The following is a 26118-nucleotide window of genomic DNA, read 5'->3' as shown; positions in this document are numbered from 1 at the left end:
GAAAAGCGCTGCTAGAAGCCCGCGCCACAGACAGGATTCCATGAAATTGGCTGAAGACATCGAACAAGCGGTATCGCGCCGCCGCACTTTCGCGATCATTGCCCACCCCGACGCCGGCAAGACGACGCTCACCGAAAAACTGCTTTTGTTCGGCGGCGCCATCCAGCTTGCCGGCGAGGTCAAGGCCAAGAAGGACCGCATCCAGACCCGCTCGGACTGGATGAAGATCGAACGCGAGCGCGGCATTTCGGTGGTCACCTCGGTGATGACCTTCGAATACGAGGACACCGTCTTCAACCTGCTCGACACGCCCGGCCACGAGGATTTCGCCGACGACACCTATCGCACGCTGTCGGCGGTCGACAGCGCGGTCATGGTCATCGACGCCGCCAAGGGCATCGAGCCGCGCACGCTGAAACTGTTCGAGGTCTGCCGGCTGCGCGACATCCCGATCATCACCTTCGTCAACAAAATGGACCGCGAAAGCCGAGACCCATTCGACATCCTCGACGAGATCGAGCAGAAGCTGGCACTGGATACAGCGCCGATCACCTGGCCGATCGGCCGCGGCAAGACCTTTTCCGGGACCTACCATCTGGCGCTGAACGCGGTGCGCAAGGGCGACGCCGAAAAGGAGCGCACGCCGGTCAATGGACCCGATTCCAACCGCGTCGCCGGCCTGTTGCCGGAGAACGAGCGCGAGGCCTTCATCGAGGAGCTGGAACTGGCGCGCGCGGCCTGTCGCCCGCTCGACCTCGATGCCTTCCGCGAGGGCCATTTGACGCCGGTCTATTTCGGTTCGGCGCTGCGCAATTACGGCGTGCGCGACCTGATCGAGGCGCTCGGCGCCTACGGGCCGCCGCCGCGCGCGCAGGAGGCCGACAGCCGCAAGGTCGAGGCGACCGAGGACAAGATGACCTCCTTCGTCTTCAAGATCCAGGCCAATATGGACCCCAACCATCGCGACCGCATCGCTTTCGTCCGCGTCTGCTCCGGCAAGCTCGAGCGCGGCATGAAGGCCAAGCTGGTGCGCACGGGAAAACCGATGAGCCTGTCGGCACCGCAATTCTTCTTCGCCCGCACCCGCGTCACGGCCGACGAGGCGTTCGCCGGCGATGTCGTCGGCATCCCCAACCACGGCACGCTGCGCATCGGCGACACGCTGACCGAAGGCGAGGAGATCCTGTTTCGCGGTGTGCCGAATTTCGCGCCTGAAATCCTGCGCCGCGTTCGCCTCGGCGATGCCATGAAAGCCAAGAAGCTCAAGGAAGCACTGCACCAGATGGCCGAGGAAGGCGTCGTGCAATTGTTCTCGCCGGAGGACGGCTCGCCAGCCATCGTCGGCGTCGTCGGCGCCCTGCAGCTCGACGTCTTGAAGGAGCGGCTAAACTTCGAATACACACTGCCGGTCGATTTCGAGATGTCGCGCTTTTCCGTCTGCCGCTGGATATCGGCCGACGATAAGGCCGAACTCCAGCGCTTCATCGAGGCGCATCGCGGCGACATCGCGCGCGATCTCGACAACGATCCGGTGTTCCTCGCCCAGCACGCCTTCTCGCTCAACTACGAGGCCGAGCGCTGGAAGGCGATCCGCTTCACCGCGGTCAAGGATTATCAGGTCCGCGACAGGGCGGCTTGAGCTGTTGGTTTTCCCTTCTCTCCTTGTGGGAGAAGGTGTCGCCGAAGGCGACGGATGAGGGGTGTTCCAGAAAACACCAACGTCTCATTCCGTCCCACACCCCTCAACCGTCTCGGCGCTTCGCGCCGATCCACCTTCTCCCACAGGGGGAGAAGGAAAGATCGCGTTCGTTCACCCTTTCGCTGCCTCTTCGATCTTGGCGATGTCGATCTTGCTCATCTGCATCATCGCCTGCATCACGCGGCCGGCCTTTTCCCTGTCGGCGTCCAGCAGCAGCCTGGGCAGCTGCTCGGGAACGACCTGCCAGGAGAGGCCGAATTTGTCCTTCAGCCAGCTGCACTGGCTGGGCTGGCCACCGCCCGCGATGAGCCTGTCCCAGAAATAGTCGACCTCTTCCTGCGTCTTGCAGTCGATGGAGAGCGAGACCGCCTCGGTGAACTTGAATTGCGGCCCGCCGTTCAGCGCCTGGAACTGAACGCCGTCGAGCTCGAATGAGACCATCAGCACCTTGCCCTCATTATCGCCGCTGCCCTTGGGCCAGCGCATCACGCTCAGCACCTTCGAATTCTTGAAGATGGAGACATAATGGTTCATGGCCTCCTCGGCCTGATCGTTGAACCACAGGCAGGGGGTGATCTTTTGCATTCTCTTGCTCCTCGGGCTGGTTTTGGCTTTGTTTTCACTCGCAAAACGGCTGGCTGGCAATTGATGCCCGGTTCCGCCGTCTGCCCAAGGACGCTCGAACGAGACCCGATCCGACAGCACCTCTGACTTTTTTACGGTCTGGGCCGGCTGCGTCTTTGGCTGGCCGCTCGTTCCGCACCCTGGCGCAGCGCAAAATTGTGGCCAGACCAGAGTGTGGCGTCTATAAGGCCTGCGGCTTAATTCCGGTTTTCCGCACCTTTGGGCGCGACGCAGACAGCAAGGACAGTTCAATGCCCGCCTACCGTTCCCGCACCACCACCCATGGCCGCAACATGGCCGGCGCCCGCGGCCTGTGGCGCGCTACCGGCATGAAGGATTCGGATTTCGGCAAGCCGATCATTGCCGTGGTCAATTCCTTCACCCAATTCGTGCCGGGCCATGTCCATTTGAAGGATCTCGGCCAGCTGGTTGCCCGCGAGATCGAAAAAGCCGGCGGCGTCGCCAAGGAGTTCAACACCATTGCCGTCGATGACGGCATCGCCATGGGCCATGACGGCATGCTCTATTCGCTGCCGTCGCGCGAATTGATCGCCGACTCGGTCGAATACATGGTCAACGCGCACTGCGCCGACGCGATGGTCTGCATCTCGAATTGCGACAAGATCACGCCCGGCATGCTGATGGCGTCTCTGCGCCTCAACATCCCGACCGTCTTCGTCTCCGGCGGGCCGATGGAGGCCGGCAAGGTGGTGCTCGCCGGCAAGAGCCAGGCGCTTGATCTGGTCGACGCTATGATCGCGGCCGCCGACGACAAGGTGTCCGACGAGGACGTCAGGACCATCGAACGCTCGGCCTGTCCGACCTGCGGTTCCTGCTCCGGCATGTTCACCGCCAATTCGATGAACTGCCTGACCGAGGCGCTCGGCCTGTCCTTGCCCGGCAATGGTTCGACGCTGGCGACGCATGCCGACCGCAAGCGCCTGTTCGTCGAGGCCGGCCACCTGATCGTCGATCTTGCCCAGCGCTATTACGAGCAGGACGACGACACGGCGCTGCCGCGCAGCATCGCCTCGAAGGGCGCCTTCGAGAACGCCATGACGCTCGACATCGCCATGGGCGGCTCGACCAACACCGTGCTGCACATCCTTGCCGCGGCACATGAGGGCGAGGTCGACTTCACTATGGAGGACATCGACCGGCTGTCGCGGCGGGTGCCGGTGCTGTGCAAGGTGGCTCCGGCCAAGGCTGACGTCCACATGGAGGATGTCCATCGCGCCGGCGGCATCATGGCCATCCTCGGCCAGTTGGATAGCGCCGGGCTGATCAACCGCGACCTGCCGACGGTGCACACCGCAAGCCTCGGCGAAGCGCTCGATCATTGGGACATTTCGCGCACCACCAGCCAGAATGTCCGGGATTTCTTCCTGGCGGCACCCGGCGGCGTGCCGACGCAAGTCGCGTTCAGCCAGGACCGCCGCTGGGACGATCTCGATCTCGACCGCGAGAAGGGCGTCATCCGCTCGGCCGAACATCCTTTCTCCAGGGATGGCGGCCTTGCCGTGCTGAAAGGCAATCTGGCAATCGATGGCTGCATCGTGAAGACGGCGGGCGTCGATGAATCGATCCTGAAATTCACCGGTCCGGCAAGAGTGTTCGAAAGCCAGGACGCCAGCGTCAAGGCGATCCTGTCGAACGAGATCAAGGCCGGCGATGTCGTCGTCATCCGCTATGAAGGGCCACGCGGCGGACCCGGCATGCAGGAAATGCTCTACCCGACCAGCTATTTGAAGTCGAAAGGTCTCGGCAAAGCCTGCGCACTGATCACCGACGGTCGTTTTTCCGGCGGCACCTCCGGCCTGTCGATCGGCCATGTCTCGCCGGAAGCCGCGGAAGGCGGTCTGATCGGGCTGGTCAGGGAAGGCGACACGATCGAGATCGATATCCCCAACCGCACCATCAGGCTTGCTGTCGACGACGCCGAACTCATCGCCCGTCGCGCCGCGATGGAGGCCAGGGGAACGGCTGCCTGGAAGCCCGAAGAAAAGCGCAAGCGCAAGGTGACGACGGCCTTGCGCGCCTATGCGGCGATGGCGACAAGTGCCGCCAAGGGGGCGGTGCGGTGCGTGCCTGAATAGAGGCTTTTCCTTCTCCCTTTGTGGGAGAAGGTGGATTGGCGCGCAACGCCAAGACGGTTGAGGGGTGCTGGACGGAGTGTCGTCGGCGCCAAGCTGGAACACCCCTCATCCGGCCGCTTCGCGGCTACCTTCTCCCACAAGGGGAGAAGGGAAGGGCCGCGCCTGAAGGTTCCGCCTTGCGGCAGCACGCTGCATTGAAAGAAACGGCTTTTTTGAACGAGGTGGCGCTAGATGGATTTTGACCTTGTGGTGCGCGGCGGGACGCTGCCCGACGGCAGGATCGCGGATATCGGCATCGTCGGCGAAACGATCGCAGCGATAGAGCCCGAGCTGAACGTCAGCGCCGGCACGGCGATCGATGCCCATGGCAATCTGGTCTCGCCGCCCTTCGTCGATCCGCATTTCCATATGGACGCCACGCTTTCGCTCGGCATCCCGCGCATCAATGTCTCGGGCACGCTGCTCGAAGGCATCTCGCTTTGGGGCGAGTTGAAGCCGCTTCTGACCCACGAAGCGGTGCGCGACCGTGCGCTCGCCTATTGCGACTGGGCGGTGTCGATGGGGCTGCTCGCCATCCGCACCCATGTCGATGTTTGCGACGACCGCCTGCTGGCGGTCGAGGCGCTGCTCGACGTGAAGAAGACGGTTGGCTCCTATATCGACCTGCAGCTGGTCGCCTTCCCGCAGGACGGGTTTTACCGCTCGCCGACGGCGCGCGACAACACCATCCGGGCGCTCGACATAGGCGTCGATGTTGTCGGCGGCATTCCGCATTTCGAGCGCACAATGGCCGACGGCACGCGCTCCGTCACCGAGCTCTGCGAAATCGCGGCGAAGCGCGGCCTGATGGTCGACTTGCATTGCGATGAGACCGACGATCCGCTGTCGCGCCACGTCGAGCAGCTTGCCTATGAGACGCAGCGGCTCGGGTTGCAGGGCAGAGCGGCCGGCTCGCACCTGACATCGATGCATTCGATGGATAATTACTACGTTTCGAAGCTATTGCCGCTGATTGCCGAGGCCGGCGTTTCGGCGATCCCCAATCCGCTGATCAACATCATGCTGCAGGGCCGCCACGACACCTTTCCCAAGCGCCGCGGACTGGCGCGGGTCAAGGAGATGCTGGCGCAAGGCATCCGCGTCGGCTGGGGCCAGGATTGCGTGCTCGACCCCTGGTATTCGCTGGGCACTGCAGACATGCTCGACGTCGCCTTCATGGGCCTGCATGTCGCGCAGATGTCGAGCCCGGCCGAGATGGCGCGCTGCTTCGATATGGTCACCAACGTCAATGCCGCCATCATGGGCCTCGACCACCTTGGCCTGGCGGTCGGCAAGCGCGCCAGCCTGGTCGTTCTCGATGCCGGCAACCCGGTCGAGGCGCTGCGGCTGCGCCCAGAGCGTCTCTGCGTCATCGCCAGGGGCAAGGTGGTGGCCGAGCGCAGCCGGCAGGACACGCGGCTTTCGATCGCTGGAAGGCCGGGCACGGTGAACCGGCGCCACGCTTAAAGCGCGTCGCGTTGGAACGGACCCACGCGACGCGCTTTAAGGTCTTGTTTTTAAGCGTGTCGTTATCGCAAAACCGCTGCACACTTTTGCGCGACATGCATTAGTCCAGCCGATTTCCGACGCTGGTCTTACCGAATTCTCGATTTTCGTCTCGTCATGGCCGCAGCTTGCGACTACGACGCGGGTCACCGTACCCCACGGCGAGGAACCGGTAACGGAATGGCGCAGCCCGCAGCCCAGTACTCAACGATCATGAACGTGCTGCTGGCCGGCATCCTGCTGATGCTCGCCGGCGACTTCCTGTTTGCGCTGAACGACGCGATGGGCAAGTGGCTGGTCGCCAGTTTTTCCGTCGGCCAGGTCGTGCTGATCCGCTCGATCGGCGCGTTTTTCATACTCGGGCCGATGATTGCACATCAGGGTGCGGCCAAGCTGTTTCGCATGGAGCGGCCGGAGCTGCAGCTGCTTCGCGTGGTGATGACGACGCTCGACACGGCGCTGTTCTACGCGGCGGTCGTCTATCTGCCGCTCGCCGATGTGATGAGTTTTTACATGGCCGGGCCGATCTATGTCGCGGCGCTGTCGCACTTCCTGCTCGGCGAAAGGGTCGGCTGGCGCCGCTGGGCGGCTATCCTGGTCGGTTTCTGCGGCGTGCTGATCATGCTGAAGCCGTCCTCGGCCGCGTTCTCGCTGTCGTCGATGTTCGCGCTCGCCGGCAGCATTTCCTTTGCCTTCGCCATCATCCTCAATCGGCGGCTGCGCGGCACCAGCGACACCTCGCTGGTCACCTGGCAAACCATCGGCACGCTGCTGGTCGGCGCTGCGTTGACCCTCGGCAGCTGGAAGACGCCGTCCTCGCTCGATTTCGGCGCCATGCTGCTTCTCGGCATCGTCTCCTGCGGCGCGCATCTGATGATAACCAGGGCGTTGAAGCTGGCGCCGGCCTCGACCTTGGCGCCGCTGCATTACAGCCTGCTGTTGTGGGCAGTGGTCTTCGGCCTCGCCTTCTTCGGCGATGTGCCTGGGCCGCGCATCCTGATCGGCTCGGCCATCGTCGTGCTGGCCGGCCTGTTCATCTTCCACCGCCAGAAGGTGGTCGACACGGTACCGCCCGAAAACGTGCCAAAGGGCGTGAATTAACCCCGGCGCGCTGCCGCGAGATGCCGCGAAAATTCCGGCATCTCCATCAGTGCCTTGCAGCGCGCAAACCGGCCGTCGGCATAGGCGCGAAAGTCGTCGGCCGGATTTTTGTTGGCAAGCTGGATCAAGCCCCAGAGCGTCCACAACAGGTCGCACATCGCCTTGTAGATGACGATGCGGCCGCGCTCCGCCGGTCTCGGCTCGCCGCCGAAATAGGCGCGCATCATTTCTTCGTCCTGGGCCTCGTCGAATTGCCCTTCGACCGAGAGGTCGCCGAGATCCCAGAGCGGATCGTTCATGCCGGAATATTCCCAGTCGACGATCCACATCCTGTCGCCCGTATCGAGAAAGTTTTCGCAGAGCGGGTCGCAGTGGCAGGCGACGATCGTCAGAGGTTGAGCCGCAAGTGCTGAGCGCACTTCCTCCGCCTCGCGGACCACATCGTGGTAGCCGGCAGGCAGGGCGACGTCCTTGGTTGACAGCACTTTCAGATAATCGTCGATCATCGCAAACAGCTCGAAGCGGAAGGGGAACACCGCGCCGGATGTGTGCAGTTTGCGAAAGGCCTTGCCGGCGCGTGCCGGGCTGCCCGGCCGAGTCTTGAACTTTTCCGGTGACATCGTCTCGGCACCGGCGATGAAGCGGGTCACCAACACGCCGGTCTCGGCATCGACATGCAGCACATCGGGACTGACGCCGGCCTTCGCCGCTTCCCACGCCGCCACTGCCTCGTTGGCGCGGTTGATGTATTCCTCGGTACCCTTGCCGGGGATACGCAGGCAGAAATCCTTACCGCTGAAGACGAGGTTGGTGAGACCGCCGAGCCGTTCCAGAGGGCCGTCATAGCCGGCCAGCATCGGAATGGCCGCAAGTGCGGCGCGCGCCCGGTCGTCCGCCATGGATTTCGCTCCTTTCCCCGTATTATTGGGACGACGACGGTTCCACAGTTTTCGCCGTTTGGCTATGATCGCGTTGCGGATCGATACCAGGCGACGGAAAGCGATGACGGACAGCAAACATCAGAGCGCGCTCGCCGCAGCCTATGCGGCGAAGCGGCCGGAAGACGTCGCGGCTCTTTACGACAGGTGGGCAGGCACCTATGACGCCGACATGTCGGCGGCTGGCTATCGCCATCCCACCATCTGCCTTGCCTTGCTGGCCCGCCATCTGGCGCGCGGCGCCGCTCCTCTGCTCGATGCCGGCGCCGGCACCGGGCTCATCGGCGAATGGCTTGCCATTACCGGTTATCCGCAGGTCGAGGCGCTCGACATCTCGGAAGGCATGCTGGCGCAAGCCGCGCGCAAGGGCGTCTATTCAGCGCTGCACTGCCTGGCGCTTGGCGGACCGCTGCCCTTCGTGGACGACGCCTATGCCGGGATCATCTCAGCCGGCGTCTTCACGTCCGGCCATGTCGGGGCCGAGGGTCTGGACGAGTTGATCCGCATCTGCCGGCCGGGCGGGGTGATCGTGCTGACAGTGAAGAACACGCTGTGGGATGCCGGGTTTGCCGCGCGGATCGCCGAGCTCGAGGCGCAAGGCACCGTCACGCGCGCCGAAGAGACGCCGCCCTATGTTTCGATGCCAGGCGAGGCCGATACCGTGCCGAGCCGGGGGCTGGTGCTCATCGTGAACTGAGGCTGAAACCGGAAGGCTCTATGCCTTCACCTTTGCTCCTGCCGGATCGTAAAGCGGCTCGAGGTGTATCTTAGCCGGCGTCCGTTCCATTGCCACCACCAGCTCGTAGTTGCCGGAGGTAAGGAAATCATCGTTGACGCCATCGGCATTGCGCACATAGCCGTAGCCGATGTTCTTGCCGATGGTGTAGCCATAGCCGCCGCTGGTGAGATAACCGACCGCCTCGCCGTTGCGCAGGATGGTCTCGCGCCCGAGCAGCACGACGTCTGGATCATCGACGGTGAAGCCGGCAAAGCGTTTGCTGAGCGTCGAGCCATCGAGCTTTTCAAGCGCCCGCCGGCCGAGGAAATCGGTGTTCTTCCTGAGCTTCACCGCCCAGCCGAGGCCGGCCTCCTGCGGCGTGTCGTTGGGTGTAATGTCGGCGCCCCAGGCGCGGTAGCCCTTTTCCAGCCGCAGCGATTCCAGCGCCCGATAGCCGACCGGGCGAATGTCGTGGACAGCGCCCGCCGTCATCAGCGCGTCGAAAACCTCGCCCGTCGCCGCGATCGGCGCATGCAGTTCCCAGCCGAGTTCGCCGACATAGGTGACGCGCAGTGCCCGGACGGCGTGACCGGCAATGGCGATCTCGCGAACATGGCCGAATGGAAAGGCGGCATTCGAGACGTCGGCATCGGTCACCGCTGACAGCACGTCACGGGCGCGCGGCCCCATCAGCGACAATGTGCCGAAATCCTCCGTGACGTCGGTCAGCGTCACGTCGAACTCCCTGCCGATATGATCGGCAATCCAGGAGAAATCATGCGTGCGGAAACCGGTGCCGGTGACGATGTAGAATTTTTCCTCACCGAGCCTCGCCACGGTCAAATCGGCCTCGATGCCGCCGCGCGTGTTGAGAAGCTGCGTGTAGGTCAGCCGGCCGACCGGCTTGGCGACGTCGTTGGCGCAGATCCAGTCCAGCGCCTTCAGCGCGTCGGCTCCGGTCATTTCGTATTTGGCGAAAGACGACTGGTCGAAAATTCCGATCTTTTCGCGCACGTGGCGGTGCTCGTCGCCAACCGCCGGGAACCAGTTCTGCCGGCCCATCGAATAGACGTCCTTCGGCTCGATGCCTTCCGGCGCGAACCAGTTCGGCCGCTCCCAGCCAAGTTTCGAGCCGAACACGGCGCGATGTTTTTGCAGCCGCTCGTACAAAGGCGAGACGATGCGCGGCCGGCCGCTGACATATTCCTCATGCGGGAAGCCGATCGTGTAGTGCTTGCCATAGGCTTCCAGCGTGCGGTCGCGGACCCATTGCCGGTCGCGGTGGAGATCGGAGAAGCGGCGGATGTCGACCACCCACAGATCGAGCGGCGCCTCGCCGTCGACGACCCATTGCGCCAGCACCCAGCCGGCGCCGCCGCCGGACGCGATGCCAAAGGCATTGAAGCCGGCGCCGACGAACATATTGGCGCATTCCGGCGCCACACCGAGGATGAAATTGCCATCCGGCGTAAAGCTCTCCGGCCCGTTGATCATCTGCCTGACGCCGGCATTGGCGAGCGCCGGGACACGCTCGATCGCCTGGCTCATATGCTGCTCGAAATGATCGTAATCATCGTCGAACAGCCGGAACTCCCAACCGTCCGGCACATCGCCGCCCGGTAGACCGGTCGTCCACGCCTGCGGGTTCGGCTCGTAGCCGCCCATCACCAACCCGCCGACCTCCTCCTTGAAATAGGTGCGGCGATCGGGGTCGCGAATTGTCGGCGCGTCGGTCGGCAGGCCATCGATCTTTTCGGTGATGATGTACTGGTGCTTCACCGGCTGCAGCGGCACGTTTATCCCGGCGAGCGCACCCACCTGCCGCGCCCATTGCCCGGCGCAGTTCACCACCTTGTCGCAGGCGATATCGCCCTTGCTGGTCTTTACCGCGGTGATGCGGCCGTCTCTCATTTCGAAGCCGGTGACCCGCACCTCCTCGAACAATTTTGCGCCATGCATGCGCGCACCCTTGGCCAGCGACTGGGTGATGTCGGAAGGGCTTGCCTGACCGTCGGTCGGCAGCCAGGACGCGCCGACGAGGTCGCCGGTTTCCAGCAGCGGCCACATTTCCTTGACCTCGGCCGGCGACAGCAGATGCATGTCCATGCCGAAGCTCTTAGCCGTCGTTGCCAGCCGCTTATACTCGATCCAGCGGTCGCCATTGGTGGCGAGGCGCAGGCAGCCAGTCATCTTCCAACCGGTGGCGAGGCCGGTTTCGGCTTCCAGCCCCTTGTAGAGATCGACCGAATATTTGAGCACGCGCGTGATCGACGCCGACGAGCGCAGCTGGCCGACCAGCCCGGCAGCATGCCAGGTCGAACCCGAGGTCAGTTTGCCCTGTTCGAGCAGTACGATTTCGGCCTTGTGGTCGCGCGCCAGATGATAGGCCGTCGAACAGCCGATGATGCCACCGCCGATGACGACGATCCCGGCCTGGGCGGGCAAGGTCATGTCCGCGTCCCGTATTTTGTCCTGTAGTTTTCCAGGGCGGCTTCGAGCCGCGCCAGGTTTTCGTCGGCGTAGGCGGCGTAGTCGACACCGGGCGCGTCGAGGTAAAGCTCGGAAACCATGCCCCACATCGCCTCACGCAGCAGCGACGCGCATTGCATGGCGGCGTGCGAGCGCCGTATCGCCGGGTCCGGCTCCTTCATGAAATAGGCGGTGAGGAAGGCGAAGGACTCCTCGTCGCTCATGCCTGCATTCGACGCCGCGCCGGCAAGGTCGAACATCGCGGTGTTGAAGCCTGCATATTCGAAATCGATGAGCCACAGCCTGTGACCGTCGTCGATTATGTTAGCCGGCAAGAGGTCATTATGGCCGAAGACGATCGGAAGCAGCTTTTGCGCGCGCTCGAGCTCGTCCGCCAGCGTCAGCAGGCGCGGCAGTTCGCCCAGCTTACGGCTGCGGCCTTCCTCCAGCGTGCGCGCATAGTCGCGAATGACATGGAATACCCAGAACATGAAGCCGGCGCCGGAGACATGACCGGGCATCTCCCGGTGGAAACCGCGCAGCAACGCGGCAACGCGGCCGAGATCGGCGCGCACGTCCTGCGCGACATAGGCCTTGGCGCCGAGATACTCCGTCACCATGACGCCGGGTCCAGTGTAGTGGACGGCCGGAGCGAAGCCTGCCGCGTGCGCTGCCCGCGCCGTCATCATCTCGCGCTCGCGAAAGACATGGTGGAACGGATAGTCCTGGCCGAGCCGCACGACGTGCCGCCCGGCCGCGTCCTTGACCAGATAATTGGCATTGCTCAGCCCGCCCGGCAGCGGCGCGATGTCGATGCTGCCGGTCCAGCAAGGCAGCGCACGGATGCGGTCTTCGACAGTCACGATGTCGTCCAACATTGGGTCAGTTTTCCACGCATGTCACGGCTGGCCAGCGATGACAATCGGACGGAGGAATGGAGGCAACGCGAAGATCTCGTCGGTGCAGATCCCGGGATCGGTATCCCGCACCGCACCGACGAGCCCCTTTGTGCCGGGTTCTTCGACGCCGGCATCCGCCCCCGCGGATCCTGAATTTCGGGACCCTTGCACCCGACGATCTCCCGGGCGTTCGGGCAAGCGATTTTTCGTGCGGCTCAGCCGTCGTCCTCCGTTCCGAGCCTGTCACAGCGATAATGTCGCGCCACGCTGGAGGCGTTGTCAACGCGAATTTGTGGTATTTTCTGGTTTTTTGCCCGAATTTTGCTAAATTCCTTGGAGTTAGTGGCATTTATGTCGTAGAAGCGGTCAGCGGTGCAACAATCCGACCGGATGGAACCGATGGTCCACTCGAAGCGGCATGGCGAAATCCTGCGCCTCCTCAAGGAGGAAGGCACGGTGACCATTGCGAGCCTAGCCGACCGGCTGGGCGTCTCGCTGGAGACAGTACGCCGCGACGTCAAGCCACTGACCAGCGACGGTTCCATCCTCAAGATGCACGGCGCCGTCGGCCTGCCGTCGATTGCCGGCGAAGCGCCGTTCGAGCGGCGCATGCGCGAGAACGCCGATGCCAAGCGGGCAATAGCGCGCATGGTCGCCGCCACCATCCGCGACGGCGAATCGATCATGCTCGACACCGGCACCACCACCTCTTTCCTGGCCCGGGAACTGCTCGGCCACCGGCGGCTGACGGTCGTCACCAACTCCTCCGACATCGCCCGCACACTGGCCACCGTCAACGGCAATAAGGTCTACATGGCCGGCGGCGAGCTGCGCAGCGATTCCGGTGCTGCCTTCGGCGTCTCGGCCATCGAATTCGTCAGCCGCTTTTCCGTCAGCCATGCAGTGATATCGACCGGTGCGGTCGATGCCATAACCGGCGTCATGGACTATGATCTGGAAGAGGCCGAATTCGCCCGCATGGTGCTGTCGCGCGGCCAGCGTTCGCTTGTCGTCACCGACCATAGCAAATTCGGCCGCCAGGGCCTTGTTCAGGTCTGCGGCTTCGGCGGCTTTTCCGAACTCGCGACCGACCTTCCGCCGCCGCACGACATCGGCGCCGCCCTCGCCCAGGCCGGCGCGCGGCTCAGCATTGCGGACGGCGGAAGCGAGGCCTGAGCTCTATCGGCAGATCGGCACCAGCACCCACTTCCCAGCGCCGCCTCTGCCGTGTTTAGTCTGGCCATGGCTTTCACCATCCGCCAATTGCAGTTCTTCATCGCCGTCGCCGAGCAAGGCACGGTGTCGGGCGCCGCCCAGAACCTGTCGATCTCGCAATCCTCGGTCACCGAAGCGATCAAGGAGCTGGAGCACGATCTCGGCGTCGAGCTGTTCGAGCGCCACCCGCGCGGCTTGAACATCACCCATAAAGGCCACCAGTTCCTGCGCCATGCGAGGAAGATCCTGGCCGACGTTTCCGATGCGCGCCGCGCCTTCTTCGGCGAACAGGCCGCGGCAAGCGGGCGGCTGCAACTTGGCGTCACCTCGCTGGTCGCCGGCTATGTGCTTTCCGATCTTCTTGCCCGCTACCGCCGCGCCTATCCGGGTGTCGAGGTCTCGGCGATCGAGGACAATGGCGACTATCTCGAGCACCTGTTAATTGGCGGCAAGCTCGACATTGCCGTCATGGTCACCTCGAACCTGCGCGACCGCACGGCACTGCAGTCCGAAATCCTCGAAGTCTCGGCCTACCGGCTGTGGCTGCCGCTCGGCCACCCCTTGGCCGGTGCCGACATCATCGGCATCGGCGACATCGCCTCGGAACCGCTGATCATGCTGACCGTCGACGAGATCGAGGAGAATACCGGAAAGCTGCTGACGGCAATCGGCGCCAAGCCGCATGTCGCCTTCCGCACCCGCTCGGTCGAAGCGGTGCGCAGCCTCGTCGCTACCGGCGCCGGCGTGGCGCTGCTGCCCGACCTCGTCTACCGGCCATGGTCGCTGGAAGGCGACCGCATCGAATCGCGCGATATTTCGGGGTCGTTGCCGGTCGTCCAGGTCGGCATGGTCTGGCGGCGCGGCTCCGGTCTGCCGCAGGCGGCGCGCGACTTCATCGGACTTGCCCAGTCGCAGCGCATGGTGCGCCAACGGCCCGAGAAGATTGGCCGCTGACGTATCGGAAAAATCGATATCGGCTTTCTGATAAATGAATTTGCGAAACCGGAAATTTCGCAGCACTTTTCGGTCAGGGAACAAAGCTGCCGTTAGAGCGACGTGCGTCCAATTGGACGCACATAGTACGCTCTAAGACTTTTAGTTTTCGCATCGGGCTTTCCGAAAATCGATTCCGATTTTCGGGTCGATGCGAGGAGCACGGCCCTTCAGAGCCGCGCATCCAACGTTTTTGAACGGGCGCATGATCTTCTTCCGAAACCCGAAACCGGTTTCGAGGTCATGCAAAAATGGGAGATCGACGATGAATTCATTGCTGAAATCATGCACTGCCTTGACGGTCGCGCTGAGCTTCTCCGGCCAGGCCATCGCCCAGGTCAAGGAGCTCGGCAAAGGCGAAGGCGAGGTCAATATCGTCGCCTGGCCGGGCTATATCGAGCGCGGCGAAACCGACAAGGCCTATGATTGGGTCACTTCGTTCGAGAAGGAAACCGGCTGCAAGGTCAACGTCAAGACCGCCAACACCTCCGATGAGATGGTCTCGCTGATGAACGAGGGCGGCTTCGATCTCGTCACCGCCTCGGGCGACGCTTCGCTGCGCCTTGTCGCCGGCAAGCGCGTCCAGCCGATCAACACCGACCTCATACCGAGCTGGAAGACGGTCGACAACCGGCTGAAGGATGCGCCCTGGTTCACCGTCGGCGGAGTCCATTACGGCGTCCCCTATCAGTGGGGGCCGAACGTGCTGATGTACAACACCGAAGTGTTCAAGGAGGCGCCGAAGAGCTGGAACGTGGTCTTCGAGGAAATGAAGCTTCCCGACGGCAAGTCGAACAAGGGCCGCGTCCAGGCCTATGACGGGCCGATCCACATCGCCGACGCCGCCAATTACCTGATGGCTCACAAGCCGGAGCTCGGCATCAAGGATCCGTACGAACTGACCGAGGATCAGTACAAGGCGGCGCTCGACCTGCTGCGGGTCCAGCGTACGCTGGTCGGACGCTATTGGCACGACGCCGCCATCCAGGTCGACGATTTCCAGAACGAAGGCGTCGTCGCCTCCGGTTCCTGGCCCTATCAGGTCAACACGCTGATCGCGGCCAAGAAGCCGGTCGCCTCGACTATCCCCGAGGAGGGCGTCACCGGCTGGGCCGATACCACGATGATGGAGGCCGATGCTGCCCACCCGAACTGCGCCTACATGTGGATGGAGCATTCGCTGTCGCCAAAAGTGCAGGGCGACGTCTCCGCCTGGTTCGGCTCGCTGCCGGTGGTGCCCGCCGCCTGCAAGGGCAACGAACTGCTCGGGGAGGAAGGCTGCAAGACCAACGGCTACGACAATTTCGACAAGATCAAGTTCTGGAAGACGCCGGTCTCGAAATGCGCCACCCAGAACGACCAGTGCGTGCCCTATTACCGCTGGGTGTCGGACTATATCGGCGTCATCGGCGGGCGGTGAGTTCGCCTCACCTACGAAGCTCGGCGCTGCCCCTCACCCTTACCCTCTCCCGGTGAAGAACCGGGGGGTCGCCAGCGTTGCAGCGCCTCCCTTCTCCCCGTCCACTATACGAGGAGAAGGTGCCGACAGGCGGATAAGAGGCAGCGCTACCGCCTGAAATTTGATGAGCCTGACAGATCAGGACAGCCCCATGACCTCCGCCGTTTCCTTCCAAAACGTCTCTCGCCATTTCGGCAGCGTGCGTGCCGTTGACGCGGTCGATCTCGACATCGTGCCGGGCGAGTTCTTTGCCATGCTCGGGCCTTCCGGCTCGGGCAAGACGACGTGCCTGCGCCTCATCGCCGGTTTCGAGCAGCCGACGGCGGGCTCGATCTCGATCTTCGGCGAACGCGCCGAGGGCGTGCCGCCCTATCGCCGCAACGTCAACACCGTGTTCCAGGATTATGCGCTGTTCCCGCATTTCAACGTGCTCGACAACGTCGCCTATGGGCTGATGGTCAAGGGCGTCGGCAGACCGGAGCGGCAACAGGCGGCGGAAGAAGCGCTGGCGCTGGTGCGGCTTCCCGGCTACGGCGCCCGTCGCCCTGGCCAGCTTTCCGGCGGCCAGCGCCAGCGCGTCGCGCTCGCCCGTGCGCTGGTCAACCAGCCCAAGGTGCTGTTGCTCGACGAGCCGCTCGGCGCCCTCGACCTCAAGCTTCGCGAAAACATGCAGGAGGAGTTGAAATCGCTGCAGAAGGCGCTCGGCATCACCTTCGTGTTCGTCACCCACGACCAGGGCGAAGCGCTGTCGATGGCCGACCGCGTGGCCGTCTTCAATGACGGCAAGATCATGCAGATCGGCACGCCGGAAGACATCTACCAGCGCCCCAAGACCCGCTTCGTCGCCGATTTCGTCGGCTCGTCCAACGTGCTGCCGCCGGATTTCGTCCAGCGCTATGCCGGCCAGTATCGCTGGGGCAGCCTGCGGCCCGAATCCATCCGTATTGGCCGGGCCAACGGCGAAGGGGTTGCCGCCCGCCTGGTCTCGACCAACTATCTCGGCGCCACGACAAGACTGGCGCTCGATGCAGAGGGCTTGCGACTGCATGCCATCGTGCCGGCGGGTGCTGTGCTGCCGGGGGAAGGCGAGGCGGTGGTGCTCACCTTCAAGCGCGAGCATTTGCATTTGATGGACGAGCTCGGATGAGCCTCGACACCGTCATGCCGCGCGCCACGCCGCCCGCCATCCTGCCGCGAAGCGGCGGCCTGCGTGGCGCGGTGTCGGATATTTTTTGGCGACAGCCGAAGCTGCTGTTGCTCCTCATGCTGCTGCCGCCGGTTTTGTGGCTCGGCATCGTCTATATCGGCTCGCTCTTCGCATTGCTTTTGCAGAGCTTCTTTTCGATCGACGAGTTCTCCGGCCTGATCAACCGGCAATTCACGCTGAAGACCTATGGCGACCTGCTGCAGGCCGCCAATCTCGACATTATCCTGCGCACGGTGACAATGGCGGCGCTGGTGACGCTGGCGGCGGCGGTCATCGCCTTTCCCATCGCCTATTATGCGGCGCGCTATGCGCGCGGCCGTTGGAAGGCGCTGTTTTATCTCGGCGTCATGCTGCCGCTGTGGTCGAGCTACCTGGTCAAGATCTATGCCTGGAAGCTGATTCTGGCCAAGGAAGGCATCCTGACCTGGCTGCTGGCCAAATTGCATCTTCTGTGGCTGCTTGATGCCTGGCTGTCGCTGCCGGTCGTCGGCGGCAACTCGCTGTCGGTCTCCTCAACCGGTACCTTCATCGTCTTCGTCTATGTCTGGCTGCCGTTCATGATCCTGCCGGTGCAGGCCGCACTCGAGCGCGTGCCAGGCAATTTGGTCGAGGCTTCGTCCGATCTCGGCGCCTCGCCCGGGCAGACCTTCGGCAACGTGCTGTTCCCGCTGGCGCTGCCCGGCATCGTCGCCGGCTCGATCTTCACCTTCTCGCTGACGCTCGGCGACTACATCATCCCACAGATCATCGGCACCTCGCGGCTGTTCATCGGCCAGGCCGTCTATTCGCAGCAAGGCACCGCCGGCAACATCCCGCTCGCCGCCGCCTTCACCGTGGTGCCCATTGTCATCATGGGCTTCTACCTCTGGGGCGCCAAGCGCATGGGGGCTTTCGATGCGCTCTGACCGTGGCCCATCCGCGCCGATCGGCCTGAAGCTCGCTGCCACCGGCGGCCTGCTTTTCCTGCATTTGCCGATCCTGCTGATCTTCGTCTATGCCTTCACCACCGAGGAGAAGAGCTTCGTCTGGCCGCCGCCGGGCCTGACCACGCAATGGTTCGCCGTCACCTGGAACCGCCCCGACGTCTGGCAGGCGCTGTCATTGTCTGTGCGGGTCGCGGCGATCTCGACTACCATCGCGCTGGTCCTGGGCACGCTGTGCGCCGCTGCCGTGTCCCGCACAAAATTCTTCGGCCGCGAAACCATCTCGCTGCTGGTCATCCTGCCGATCGCGCTGCCCGGCATCATCACCGGCATCGCGCTGCGCTCGGCCTTCGCGCTGGCCGAAATCCCGTTCTCGTTCTGGACGATCGTGCTCGGCCACGCCACTTTCTGCGTGGTCGTCGTCTACAACAATGCGGTCGCCCGTTTCCGCCGCACGTCCGGCTCGATGATCGAGGCGTCGATGGATCTCGGCGCCGATGGTTTCCAGACCTTTCGGCATGTCGTGCTGCCCAACATCGCAACCGCGCTGCTGGCCGGCGGCATGCTTGCCTTTGCGCTGTCCTTCGACGAGGTCATCGTCACCACCTTCACCGCCGGCCAGCAGCAGACGGTGCCGATCTGGATGCTCGAAGAATTGATCCGTCCGCGCCAGCGTCCGGTCACCAATGTCGTGGCGATGGTGGTAGTGCTGGTGACGCTGCTCCCCATCCTCGCTGCCTATTACCTGACCCGCGACGGCGACCAGATCGCCGGTTCGGGCAAATGATCTCGTTCACAAGGGAGAGACTTCCATGGACACGCAGATGCTGATCGGCTCTAAATTCGAAAAAGGCACCGAGACCGAGGAGCCGATCCTCAACCCGAAGACCGGGGCGACCATCCTCAATCTGCCCGAGGCCAGCCCAGCGCAGATCGAGGCGGCCGTGCTTGCTGCCGAAAAAGCCTTCGTCACCTGGTCCCGCACAACACCGGCGCAGCGCGCCGGCTATCTCCTGAAGATCGCCGATCGCATCGAGGCTGCTGCACAGGATTTCGCGGCGCTCGAGGCGCTGAACTGCGGCAAGCCGATCAATGCCGTGCTCAATGACGAGATCCCGGCGATCGTCGACTGCTACCGCTTCTTTGCCGGCGCGGTCCGCTCGATGCCCGGCCAGGTCGCCGGCGAATACATTCCCGGCCACACCTCGATGGTCCGCCGAGACGCCATCGGCGTTGTCGCGTCGATCGCGCCGTGGAACTATCCGCTGATGATGATGGCCTGGAAGCTGGCGCCGGCGATTGCCGGCGGCAACACCGTCGCCTTCAAGCCGTCGGAACAGACGCCGCTGACCGCGCTGAAGCTGGCGAAAATCCTTGCCGAGATCCTGCCGGAAGGCGTCGTCAACGTCGTGCTCGGTCGCGGCGACAGCGTCGGCAACACGCTGATCAACCACCCGAAAGTCAACATGATCTCGATCACCGGCGACGTCGCCACCGGCAAGAAGGTGCTGCAGGCTGCCGCCAAATCGGTCAAGCGCACGCATCTCGAGCTCGGCGGCAAGGCGCCGGTCATCGTCTTCGACGACGCCGATCTCGGCGCGGTGGTCAACGGCCTGCGCGCCTTCGGCTATTACAATGCCGGCCAGGACTGCACCGCCGCCTGCCGCATCTACGCCGGCAAGAAGATCTACGACAAGCTCGTCGCCGACCTCTCCGCCGCCGTCTCGACTATCAAGTATGATCGTCCTGACGATACCGAAAACGAGATCGGCCCGCTGATCTCGCGTCGCCAGCGCGACCGCGTCTCGAGCTTCGTCGAGCGCGCCTCTGAGCTCAAGCACATCGAGATCACCACGGGCGGCAAGCCGGGCGAGGGCTCCGGCTTCTTCTACCAGCCGACCGTCGTCGCCGGCGCGCTGCAGGAGGACGAGATCGTGCGCCGCGAAGTGTTCGGTCCGGTGGTCTCGGTCACCCGCTTTTCCGAAGTTGACGAAGCGGTGAACTGGGCCAATGATTCTGACTACGGCCTGGCGTCGTCGGTGTGGACCAAGGACGTTTCGCGGGCCATGGCGACAGCCGCCCGGCTGCAATATGGCTGCACCTGGATCAATACCCATTTCATGCTGACCAACGAGATGCCGCATGGCGGGTTGAAACAATCCGGCTACGGCAAGGACATGTCGCTCTACGCGCTGGAGGACTATACCGCCGTCCGCCACGTCATGGTCGCTCACGGGTAGCGCCCGCGAGGAGACGCCTATTCTTCCGCCTCCTCCGCCTCGCCTGCGGCCGGCGCCACCAGCAGCACAGCGGCGCCTAGGAGCGCGGCGATGAAGGAGCCGGCGAGGATGCCGACCTTGACCGCGTCCTGCAGGGCGGCGTCGCTGGCGAAGGCGAGCAGGCCGATGAACAGGCTCATGGTGAAACCGATGCCACAGAGCAGCGAAATGCCGACCATGTGCAGCCAGCCGGCATTGACCGGCAGATCGGCGAAGCCAAGCCGGATGGCAAGCGCGGAAGACCCGAACACCCCGACCAGCTTGCCGGCGAGGAGGCCGGCGGCGACGCCGAGCGTCAGCGGCTCGGCCAGGGCGGCAGCGCTGAGACCGGCGAGCGAGACGCCGGCGTTGGCAAAGCCGAAAATCGGGATGACGAAAAAGGCGACGACTTTGTGCAGGCCGTGTTCGAGCCGGTGCAGCGGCGAATGGTCGAGATCATGGCCGCTGCCCGGCGATATCTTCAGCGGTATGGTGAGGGCCAGCGCGACGCCGGCGAGCGTCGCATGGACGCCCGATTTGAGCACCAAAACCCACAGAACGATGCCGAGCAAGATGTACGGCAGCAGCGTCAGCACCCGCATGCGGTTGAGCACCACCAGCAGCGCGATCACGGCGAAGGCGGCGCCGAGATAGGCGAGCGAGAGGCCGCTGGTATAGAACACCGCGATGATGAGCACCGCGCCGAGATCGTCGATGATGGCAAGCGCCGTGAGGAATATCTTCAGCGAACCCGGGACGCGGCTGCCGAGCAGCGACAGCACGCCGAGCGCAAAGGCGATATCGGTGGCGGTTGGGATCGCCCAGCCGGACAGAGCGGCTGGATTGTTGCGGTTGATGGCGACGTAGACCAGTGCCGGCGCTGCCATGCCGCCGGCGGCGGCGATGCCGGGCAGCACGCGGCGCGGCCAGGTCGACAGCTGGCCGTCAAGCATTTCGCGCTTGATCTCGAGACCGACCAGCAGGAAGAACACCGCCATCAGGCCGTCATTGATCCAGTGCGAGACGCTGAGCGGTCCGAGATAGGCATGGAGGGCGGAGAAATAAGCCTCGCCCAGCGGCGAATTGGCGACGATCAGGGCCAAGGCCGCCGCAGCCATCAGGATGAGGCCGCCGGCCGCCTCGCTGTCGAGGAATTCGCGCAGCATGGAGACCAGCCGCTTTTCGTCCTGCATGTCGCCTCCGTCGTATCAGCGGCAAGGTCCGACACCGCCAAGCGATGATGCGCAAACAGCGCTGGCCGGGCAAGCCTGTAATGAGAGCCCTTTAGCGCGGCGCGCGCTTGGCGAGGATGCGTTGCAGCGTGCGGCGATGCATGTTCAGGCGGCGTGCGGTTTCCGAGACGTTGCGGTCGCACATTTCGTAGACGCGCTGGATGTGTTCCCAGCGCACACGATCGGCCGACATTGGATTTTCTGGCGGCGCTGCACGTTCGCCCGCGGTGCGGGTCAGGGCGGCAAAAATATCGTCGGCATCGGCCGGCTTCGACAGATAGTCGATGGCGCCGAGCTTTACCGCTGTCACCGCGGTGGCGATGTTGCCGTAGCCGGTGAGGATGATGGCGCGGGCATCGTCGCGCTTCTCGCGAATCGCGGCGACGACGTCGAGGCCGTTGCCGTCGGCCAGCCGCATGTCGACGACCGCATAGGCCGGCGGATTGGCGCGCGCCTTGGCAACCGCCTCCTCGACGCTCTCCGCCGTCTCGACCACGAAACCCCTGGTTTCCATGGCGCGGGCAAGCCGCGTCAGGAACGGCTTGTCGTCGTCCACGATCAGCAGCGAGGTGTCCTCGCCTTCGACCATTGCGCCAATCGTTTCGTCAGTACTCATCGTGCTGAAAATCCTGCTGCCTGATTTTTACGCAAATATAGTTTCGCAACGCTATTGTCCAATTTAGGCCGTGTCGAACATGGTGGCCGAAGCCTGCTCGGGATTGAGGAAGACGCTGCGCGGCCACGATATCTGCACGATGGCGCCCTCGCCGGGCTCGCTTGAATTGCGGAAATCGAGCGTCGCGCCGGAGCGTTCGAGCAAGGTTTTGGCGATGAATAGGCCGAGGCCGAGGCCGCCGCCAGCTTCGGTGCCTTGTCGCGTCGACATATAGGGTTCGCCGATTCGGTCGATGATCTCCGGTGGAAAGCCCGGCCCGTCGTCGATGATCGAGAAGCTGACGGCGGCCTCATTCCAGTTCCAGCGCACTGTCACGCTGTTGCGGGCGAAGTCGACCGCGTTCTCGACCAGATTGCCGAGGCCGTAAATGACGCCGGGATTGCGCCGGCCCACCGGTTCCGGGCCGATGCGCTCGCCCGGCCGAAGCTTGATCGAAATGCCGAAATCGCGGTGCGGCGCCGTCACCTCCTCGACCAGCGAGGTCAGCGGCAGGCGCGAGAGGTGCACCTCGCTCTCGGAGGACAGGCTGGTCAGGCGCTTCAGGATTTCGCGGCAGCGCTCGCTCTGCGAACGCAGCAGCTTCACGTCCTCGCCGTATTTCGGATCTTCGCCAAGCGCCTTCTCCATCTCCTTGGCGACAAGCGTGATGGTGGCGAGCGGCGTGCCGAGTTCGTGCGCGGCGGCCGCGGCGAGGCCGTCGAGGGCCGAGAGATGCTGTTCTCGCTGCAGCACCAATTCCGTGGCGGCAAGCGCGTTGGCAAGCAGCCGCGCCTCCTCGGCCACCCGGAAGGCATAGATCGCGGTAAAGGCGATGGAGCAGAACACGGCCATCCACATGCCGGCGACATAGATGAACGGCATCGCCAATGGCGCCCCCTCATGCCAGGGCAGCGGCAGGTGGTAAAAGACCAGCAGCGTCGCCGCCACGATCACCAGCGCGCCGAGCATGGCGGTCAGCCGCAGCGGCAGCGACGTCGCCGAGACGACGACGGGCACCGTCATCAGCAGCGAAAACGGATTCGTAAGGCCGCCGGTCATGTAGAGCAGGCCGGCAAGCTGCAGGCTGTCGAAGGTCAGGATGGCGAAGGCCGAGAACGGGGTAAGCCGATGCGCCGCCGGATAGCGGAAAGTCAGCAAAAGGTTCATCCAGGCCGAACAGGCGATCAGCGCAAAACACATGCTGACCGGTAGCGGAAATTTCAGCCCGTAAGCGACCACAAGCACGGTCAGGCTCTGGCCGACGATGGCAAGCCAGCGCAACCTGATCAGCGTGTTGAGGCGCAGCCGCTGGCTTTGCTGGAAGTCGGGTGCGTGCAGGATGTTTATCATGGCCAGTGATTATAGAGGGGAAACAGCCGGAGGTCTTTTCCGAAAACCGTCGAAGCTGGGCCTCGGTTCGGGATGACAGTCTGGAAGCATCAGGTACCGCGCGGCTTGGCGCGGCTGGTGGCGGCGGCGAGAAGCGGGTTCTCCGGCCAGACATGCCTGGGATAGCGGCCGCGCATCTCTGCCCGCACATCGGCCCAGGAGCCGCGCCAGAAGCCGGGCAGGTCGCGCGTCGTCTGGATCGGCCGGTGCGCCGGCGACAGCAATTCGAGCGTCAGCGGCACAGTGCCGTTGGCGATCGCCGGATGCCGGTCGAGGCCGAACAGTTCCTGCACGCGGATCGCCAGCACCGGCCATTCGCCGTCATAGCGGATCGGCAGCCGGCTGCCCGACGGCGCGTCGAAATGGGTCGGCGCCAATGTGGCGATCTTGCGCTGCAATTCGTGCGGCACCAGCGTCATCAGGCCTTGCGAAAGCACGCTGGGATCGATTGCCGCAAAGGATGCCGCCCCGGAAAGGAACGGCAGCAGCCAGTCGTCGAGGCGCTCGAGGAGCGCGGCATCGGAGACATCGGGCCATGGTACGCCGAGGCCGCGATGCAGCCAGCCGAGCCGCTGCCGCAACGTCTCCGCCTCCCTGTTCCACGGCAACAGGGACAGGCCGTGTTCGCGCAAGGCGTCGAGGATGGCGCGATCCGCGTCGGCACCGGTCGGCGCCGGCAGCATGCGTTCGGACAGCGTGATGGCGCCGAGGCGAACCGTTTCGCGCACCCGCGCCGCGCGCCTGTCGCGGTCGAAGCTCACCTCGCGGCGGGCCTCGATCTTTTCCGCCAGCGCAGTGCGGATGTCGGCCTCATCGATGGCTGCCGCTGCGGTGATGCGGGCGTTCTGCGCCTTGCCCTGCAGGTCGGCGACGACGAGCCAGGTCTCGCCGGCCAGCGGATCGGAGGCGTCGAGCATGGCGCCCGAGCCGTTGGCAAGCACGAAGCGGCCACGCTCGCCGCGCGCTTTGGCGACCCGATCCGGCCAGGCATGGATGAGGAGAGCGCCGGCTGTGCTGCCCTCCCCCTTGAGGGGGTCGGAAGGACGGGCGAGACCCGTGGCTCGCCCCGGCGCGTCGATCCGCGTAGCGGATAGGGGTGGGGCCGCTTCGGGCACGCCATCGACGACCCCGCCCCGTCTCGCTCGTCTCGCTGCGCTCGGCTCGCTCGCCGACCCTCCCCTAGAGGGGAAGGGTGAAGCCTGCTTTGCCAGCCTCTCAGCCAGCTGCCGGGCGGCGGTGGCGCGCGGCGATCTTTCGGCGCGAAAGCGCAGCAGCCGCCTTTCGAGATCGGCACCATCGCCGCCAAGGCCACGCTCGGTCAATAATACGGCGAGCATCGCCGCCTCGAGCGCCTCTCCGGTCCTTGCCGCCTCGGCGACCATATGGGCAAGCCGCACCGGTAGCGCCAGCCTACGCATCGCGGCACCGGCATCCGTCAGGCGTCCTGCCGCATCGACAGCATCGAGCGCACGTAGCAGTACCCTCGCCTCGGTGAGCGCCGGAGCCGGCGGGGGGTCGAGGAAGGATAGACTGGTCGGATCGGCGACGCCGAACGCTGCGCTATCGAGCAACAGGCCGGAAAGATCGGCCTCGAGGATTTCCGGTGGCGTGAAGGCCGGCAGGGCCGCCGTCTGCTCGGCCCGCCACAACCGGATGGCGACGCCCGGCTGCGTGCGTCCGGCACGGCCGGCGCGCTGGTCGGCGGAAGCGCGGGAAGCACGTACCGTCTCCAGCCGCGTCAGGCCGCTCGCCGGTTCATAGCGCGGCAGCCGCGACAGGCCGGAATCGATGACGACGCGGACGCCGTCGATGGTGATGGAGGTTTCGGCGATCGACGTCGCCAGCACGACCTTGCGGCGGCCGAGCGGCGCCGGCTTGATCGCCGCGTCCTGCGCCTTGTTGTCGAGCATACCATAGAGCGGCACGATGTCGGTATCGGCGCCGACCTTGCCCGCCAGCCGCTCGGCGGTGCGCTCGATCTCGCGCTGGCCGGGCAGGAAAGCGAGCACGCTGCCCTTCTCCCCGGCAAGCGCCGAGCGGATCGCCTTGGCCATGGCGTCCTCGATCGTGACGCCGGCCGGCCGCTCGTCATAGCGGATGTCGACCGGGAAGGCGCGGCCCGCGCTCTCGATCACCGGCGCGCCGGACAGCAATTTTGCGACACGCGCGCCGTCGAGCGTTGCCGACATCACCAGCAATCTGAGTTCGGGCCTCAGCGCACCCTGCACGTCAAGCGCCAGCGCCAACCCGAAATCGCCGTCGAGCGAGCGTTCGTGGAACTCGTCGAATAGCACCGCCGCGACACCAGGCAGTTCCGGGTCGTCGAGGATCATGCGGGACAGCACGCCTTCGGTGACGACGAGAACCCTGGTCTTTGCGGAACTGCGGTTTTCCATGCGCATGGCATAGCCGACGGTTTCGCCGGGCTCTTGGCCGAGCAATTCGGCCATGCGGCGGGCGGCAGCGCGGGCGGCGAGGCGGCGCGGCTCGAGCAGGATGATCTTTCCGGCGCCGAGCCATTCAGCGTCGAGCAGCGCCAGTGGAACCAGCGTCGTCTTGCCGGCACCGGGTGGCGCCACCAGCACGGCGCTGTTACCATGGCTCAGCGTTTCATTGAGCGCCGGCAAGACAACGGAGACCGGCAGGTCCGGCAAGGGTTTTGTCGTCATTGTGCTATGCTGTGCAGCCAGTTGGCAGC

Annotated in this window: 20 protein-coding genes; 12 read left to right on the top strand and 8 right to left on the bottom strand. The window is 64.4% G+C overall.

Going from position 1 to position 26118, the window contains the following annotated elements; genetic code table 11:
- The first annotated feature begins 40 nt into the window (after window positions 1-40).
- The gene (locus tag NKJ81_RS10910) at window positions 41-1639 is read left to right on the top strand and encodes a peptide chain release factor 3 (RefSeq protein ID WP_502898805.1); all 1599 of its coding nucleotides are present in this window, start codon (window positions 41-43) and stop codon (window positions 1637-1639) included.
- Window positions 1640-1810: 171 nt separating this feature from the next.
- On the opposite strand, the gene NKJ81_RS10905 is transcribed toward NKJ81_RS10910, so the two are convergent.
- Window positions 1811-2284, bottom strand: coding sequence for a VOC family protein (locus NKJ81_RS10905; protein ID WP_352540429.1), 474 nt, complete (start codon window positions 2282-2284; stop codon window positions 1811-1813).
- 290 nt (window positions 2285-2574) lie between these two features.
- On the opposite strand from NKJ81_RS10905, the gene ilvD reads away from it, so the two are divergent.
- The 3 genes from ilvD to NKJ81_RS10890 all read left to right on the top strand — a co-directional run bounded on the left by ilvD (window position 2575) and on the right by NKJ81_RS10890 (window position 7065).
- Window positions 2575-4419 (top strand): dihydroxy-acid dehydratase, encoded by a 1845-nt coding sequence (gene ilvD, locus NKJ81_RS10900; RefSeq protein WP_352540428.1) that lies wholly within the window; start codon window positions 2575-2577, stop codon window positions 4417-4419.
- A gap of 231 nt (window positions 4420-4650) precedes the next feature.
- Window positions 4651-5925, top strand: a complete 1275-nt coding sequence (locus NKJ81_RS10895) for an amidohydrolase family protein (protein WP_352540427.1) — start codon at window positions 4651-4653, stop codon at window positions 5923-5925.
- Window positions 5926-6144: 219 nt separating this feature from the next.
- Complete coding sequence (locus NKJ81_RS10890) at window positions 6145-7065, top strand: DMT family transporter (RefSeq protein WP_352540426.1); 921 nt, start codon at window positions 6145-6147, stop codon at window positions 7063-7065.
- Here NKJ81_RS10890 and NKJ81_RS10885 read toward each other — a convergent pair.
- Window positions 7062-7964: a phosphotransferase gene (locus NKJ81_RS10885; protein ID WP_352540425.1), complete on the bottom strand. Its 903-nt coding sequence runs from the start codon at window positions 7962-7964 to the stop codon at window positions 7062-7064. The two genes, NKJ81_RS10890 and NKJ81_RS10885, sit on opposite strands and share 4 nt — an antisense overlap.
- 103 nt (window positions 7965-8067) lie before the next feature.
- Here NKJ81_RS10885 and NKJ81_RS10880 point away from each other — a divergent pair, with 103 nt between their 5' ends.
- The gene (locus tag NKJ81_RS10880; RefSeq protein WP_352540424.1) at window positions 8068-8700 is read left to right on the top strand and encodes a class I SAM-dependent DNA methyltransferase; all 633 of its coding nucleotides are present in this window, start codon (window positions 8068-8070) and stop codon (window positions 8698-8700) included.
- An 18-nt stretch (window positions 8701-8718) separates the two neighbouring features.
- On the opposite strand, the gene NKJ81_RS10875 is transcribed toward NKJ81_RS10880, so the two are convergent.
- Both NKJ81_RS10875 and NKJ81_RS10870 read right to left on the bottom strand, forming a co-directional pair.
- Window positions 8719-11172 (bottom strand): GcvT family protein, encoded by a 2454-nt coding sequence (locus NKJ81_RS10875; RefSeq protein WP_352540423.1) that lies wholly within the window; start codon window positions 11170-11172, stop codon window positions 8719-8721.
- The gene (locus NKJ81_RS10870) at window positions 11169-12053 is read right to left on the bottom strand and encodes a phosphotransferase family protein (protein ID WP_023676353.1); all 885 of its coding nucleotides are present in this window, start codon (window positions 12051-12053) and stop codon (window positions 11169-11171) included. The genes NKJ81_RS10875 and NKJ81_RS10870 overlap by 4 nt, the downstream gene beginning before the upstream one ends.
- A gap of 435 nt (window positions 12054-12488) precedes the next feature.
- Between NKJ81_RS10870 and NKJ81_RS10865 the strand changes: the two genes are divergently transcribed.
- The 7 genes from NKJ81_RS10865 to NKJ81_RS10835 all read left to right on the top strand — a co-directional run bounded on the left by NKJ81_RS10865 (window position 12489) and on the right by NKJ81_RS10835 (window position 20126).
- Window positions 12489-13265: a DeoR/GlpR family DNA-binding transcription regulator gene (locus NKJ81_RS10865; protein WP_352540422.1), complete on the top strand. Its 777-nt coding sequence runs from the start codon at window positions 12489-12491 to the stop codon at window positions 13263-13265.
- A gap of 66 nt (window positions 13266-13331) precedes the next feature.
- Window positions 13332-14258, top strand: a complete 927-nt coding sequence (locus tag NKJ81_RS10860; protein ID WP_023676350.1) for a LysR family transcriptional regulator — start codon at window positions 13332-13334, stop codon at window positions 14256-14258.
- Window positions 14259-14562: 304 nt separating this feature from the next.
- Window positions 14563-15717, top strand: coding sequence for an ABC transporter substrate-binding protein (locus NKJ81_RS10855; protein WP_352540421.1), 1155 nt, complete (start codon window positions 14563-14565; stop codon window positions 15715-15717).
- Between the two features lie 190 nt (window positions 15718-15907).
- Window positions 15908-16903, top strand: coding sequence for an ABC transporter ATP-binding protein (locus NKJ81_RS10850; RefSeq protein ID WP_352540420.1), 996 nt, complete (start codon window positions 15908-15910; stop codon window positions 16901-16903).
- Between the two features lie 14 nt (window positions 16904-16917).
- Window positions 16918-17868 carry an ABC transporter permease gene (locus NKJ81_RS10845; RefSeq protein WP_352540499.1) on the top strand — a complete coding sequence of 317 codons (951 nt, stop codon included), beginning with the start codon at window positions 16918-16920 and terminating at the stop codon, window positions 17866-17868.
- Entirely contained in the window at window positions 17858-18673 is an 816-nt protein-coding gene (locus NKJ81_RS10840) for an ABC transporter permease (RefSeq protein WP_352469946.1), read from the top strand. Before NKJ81_RS10845 ends, NKJ81_RS10840 begins: the two co-directional genes overlap by 11 nt.
- Before the next feature lie 25 nt (window positions 18674-18698).
- Complete coding sequence (locus NKJ81_RS10835; RefSeq protein ID WP_352540419.1) at window positions 18699-20126, top strand: gamma-aminobutyraldehyde dehydrogenase; 1428 nt, start codon at window positions 18699-18701, stop codon at window positions 20124-20126.
- Window positions 20127-20143: 17 nt separating this feature from the next.
- Here NKJ81_RS10835 and nhaA read toward each other — a convergent pair whose 3' ends face one another.
- The 4 genes from nhaA to hrpB form a co-directional block, all read right to left on the bottom strand.
- Window positions 20144-21337 (bottom strand): Na+/H+ antiporter NhaA, encoded by a 1194-nt coding sequence (gene nhaA, locus NKJ81_RS10830; protein WP_352540418.1) that lies wholly within the window; start codon window positions 21335-21337, stop codon window positions 20144-20146.
- A gap of 91 nt (window positions 21338-21428) precedes the next feature.
- A complete protein-coding gene (locus tag NKJ81_RS10825; RefSeq protein ID WP_023676342.1) occupies window positions 21429-21992 on the bottom strand; it encodes an ActR/PrrA/RegA family redox response regulator transcription factor in 564 nt (187 codons plus the stop codon).
- Window positions 21993-22055: 63 nt separating this feature from the next.
- Window positions 22056-23381 carry an ActS/PrrB/RegB family redox-sensitive histidine kinase gene (locus tag NKJ81_RS10820; RefSeq protein ID WP_352448476.1) on the bottom strand — a complete coding sequence of 442 codons (1326 nt, stop codon included), beginning with the start codon at window positions 23379-23381 and terminating at the stop codon, window positions 22056-22058.
- A gap of 89 nt (window positions 23382-23470) precedes the next feature.
- Window positions 23471-26089 (bottom strand): ATP-dependent helicase HrpB, encoded by a 2619-nt coding sequence (gene hrpB, locus NKJ81_RS10815; protein WP_352540417.1) that lies wholly within the window; start codon window positions 26087-26089, stop codon window positions 23471-23473.
- Window positions 26090-26118: the final 29 nt, after the last annotated feature.

This window comes from Mesorhizobium sp. M0018, from assembly GCF_040323955.1.
Lineage (GTDB): Bacteria > Pseudomonadota > Alphaproteobacteria > Rhizobiales > Rhizobiaceae > Mesorhizobium.
This window is presented reverse-complemented; position numbering and strand designations above follow the sequence as displayed.

Bases quoted from the DNA above. Each gene is read 5' to 3' on its own strand.
- NKJ81_RS10910 (WP_502898805.1), top strand. From the start codon at position 41: ATGAAATTGGCTGAAGACATCGAACAAGCGGTATCGCGCCGCCGCACT.
- NKJ81_RS10905 (WP_352540429.1), bottom strand. From the start codon at position 2,284: ATGCAAAAGATCACCCCCTGCCTGTGGTTCAACGATCAGGCCGAGGAG.
- ilvD (WP_352540428.1), top strand. From the start codon at position 2,575: ATGCCCGCCTACCGTTCCCGCACCACCACCCATGGCCGCAACATGGCC.
- NKJ81_RS10895 (WP_352540427.1), top strand. From the start codon at position 4,651: ATGGATTTTGACCTTGTGGTGCGCGGCGGGACGCTGCCCGACGGCAGG.
- NKJ81_RS10890 (WP_352540426.1), top strand. From the start codon at position 6,145: ATGGCGCAGCCCGCAGCCCAGTACTCAACGATCATGAACGTGCTGCTG.
- NKJ81_RS10885 (WP_352540425.1), bottom strand. From the start codon at position 7,964: ATGGCGGACGACCGGGCGCGCGCCGCACTTGCGGCCATTCCGATGCTG.
- NKJ81_RS10880 (WP_352540424.1), top strand. From the start codon at position 8,068: ATGACGGACAGCAAACATCAGAGCGCGCTCGCCGCAGCCTATGCGGCG.
- NKJ81_RS10875 (WP_352540423.1), bottom strand. From the start codon at position 11,172: ATGACCTTGCCCGCCCAGGCCGGGATCGTCGTCATCGGCGGTGGCATC.
- NKJ81_RS10865 (WP_352540422.1), top strand. From the start codon at position 12,489: ATGGTCCACTCGAAGCGGCATGGCGAAATCCTGCGCCTCCTCAAGGAG.
- NKJ81_RS10860 (WP_023676350.1), top strand. From the start codon at position 13,332: ATGGCTTTCACCATCCGCCAATTGCAGTTCTTCATCGCCGTCGCCGAG.
- NKJ81_RS10855 (WP_352540421.1), top strand. From the start codon at position 14,563: ATGAATTCATTGCTGAAATCATGCACTGCCTTGACGGTCGCGCTGAGC.
- NKJ81_RS10850 (WP_352540420.1), top strand. From the start codon at position 15,908: ATGACCTCCGCCGTTTCCTTCCAAAACGTCTCTCGCCATTTCGGCAGC.
- NKJ81_RS10845 (WP_352540499.1), top strand. From the start codon at position 16,918: ATGCCGCGCGCCACGCCGCCCGCCATCCTGCCGCGAAGCGGCGGCCTG.
- NKJ81_RS10840 (WP_352469946.1), top strand. From the start codon at position 17,858: ATGCGCTCTGACCGTGGCCCATCCGCGCCGATCGGCCTGAAGCTCGCT.
- NKJ81_RS10835 (WP_352540419.1), top strand. From the start codon at position 18,699: ATGGACACGCAGATGCTGATCGGCTCTAAATTCGAAAAAGGCACCGAG.
- nhaA (WP_352540418.1), bottom strand. From the start codon at position 21,337: ATGCAGGACGAAAAGCGGCTGGTCTCCATGCTGCGCGAATTCCTCGAC.
- NKJ81_RS10825 (WP_023676342.1), bottom strand. From the start codon at position 21,992: ATGAGTACTGACGAAACGATTGGCGCAATGGTCGAAGGCGAGGACACC.
- NKJ81_RS10820 (WP_352448476.1), bottom strand. From the start codon at position 23,381: ATGATAAACATCCTGCACGCACCCGACTTCCAGCAAAGCCAGCGGCTG.
- hrpB (WP_352540417.1), bottom strand. From the start codon at position 26,089: ATGACGACAAAACCCTTGCCGGACCTGCCGGTCTCCGTTGTCTTGCCG.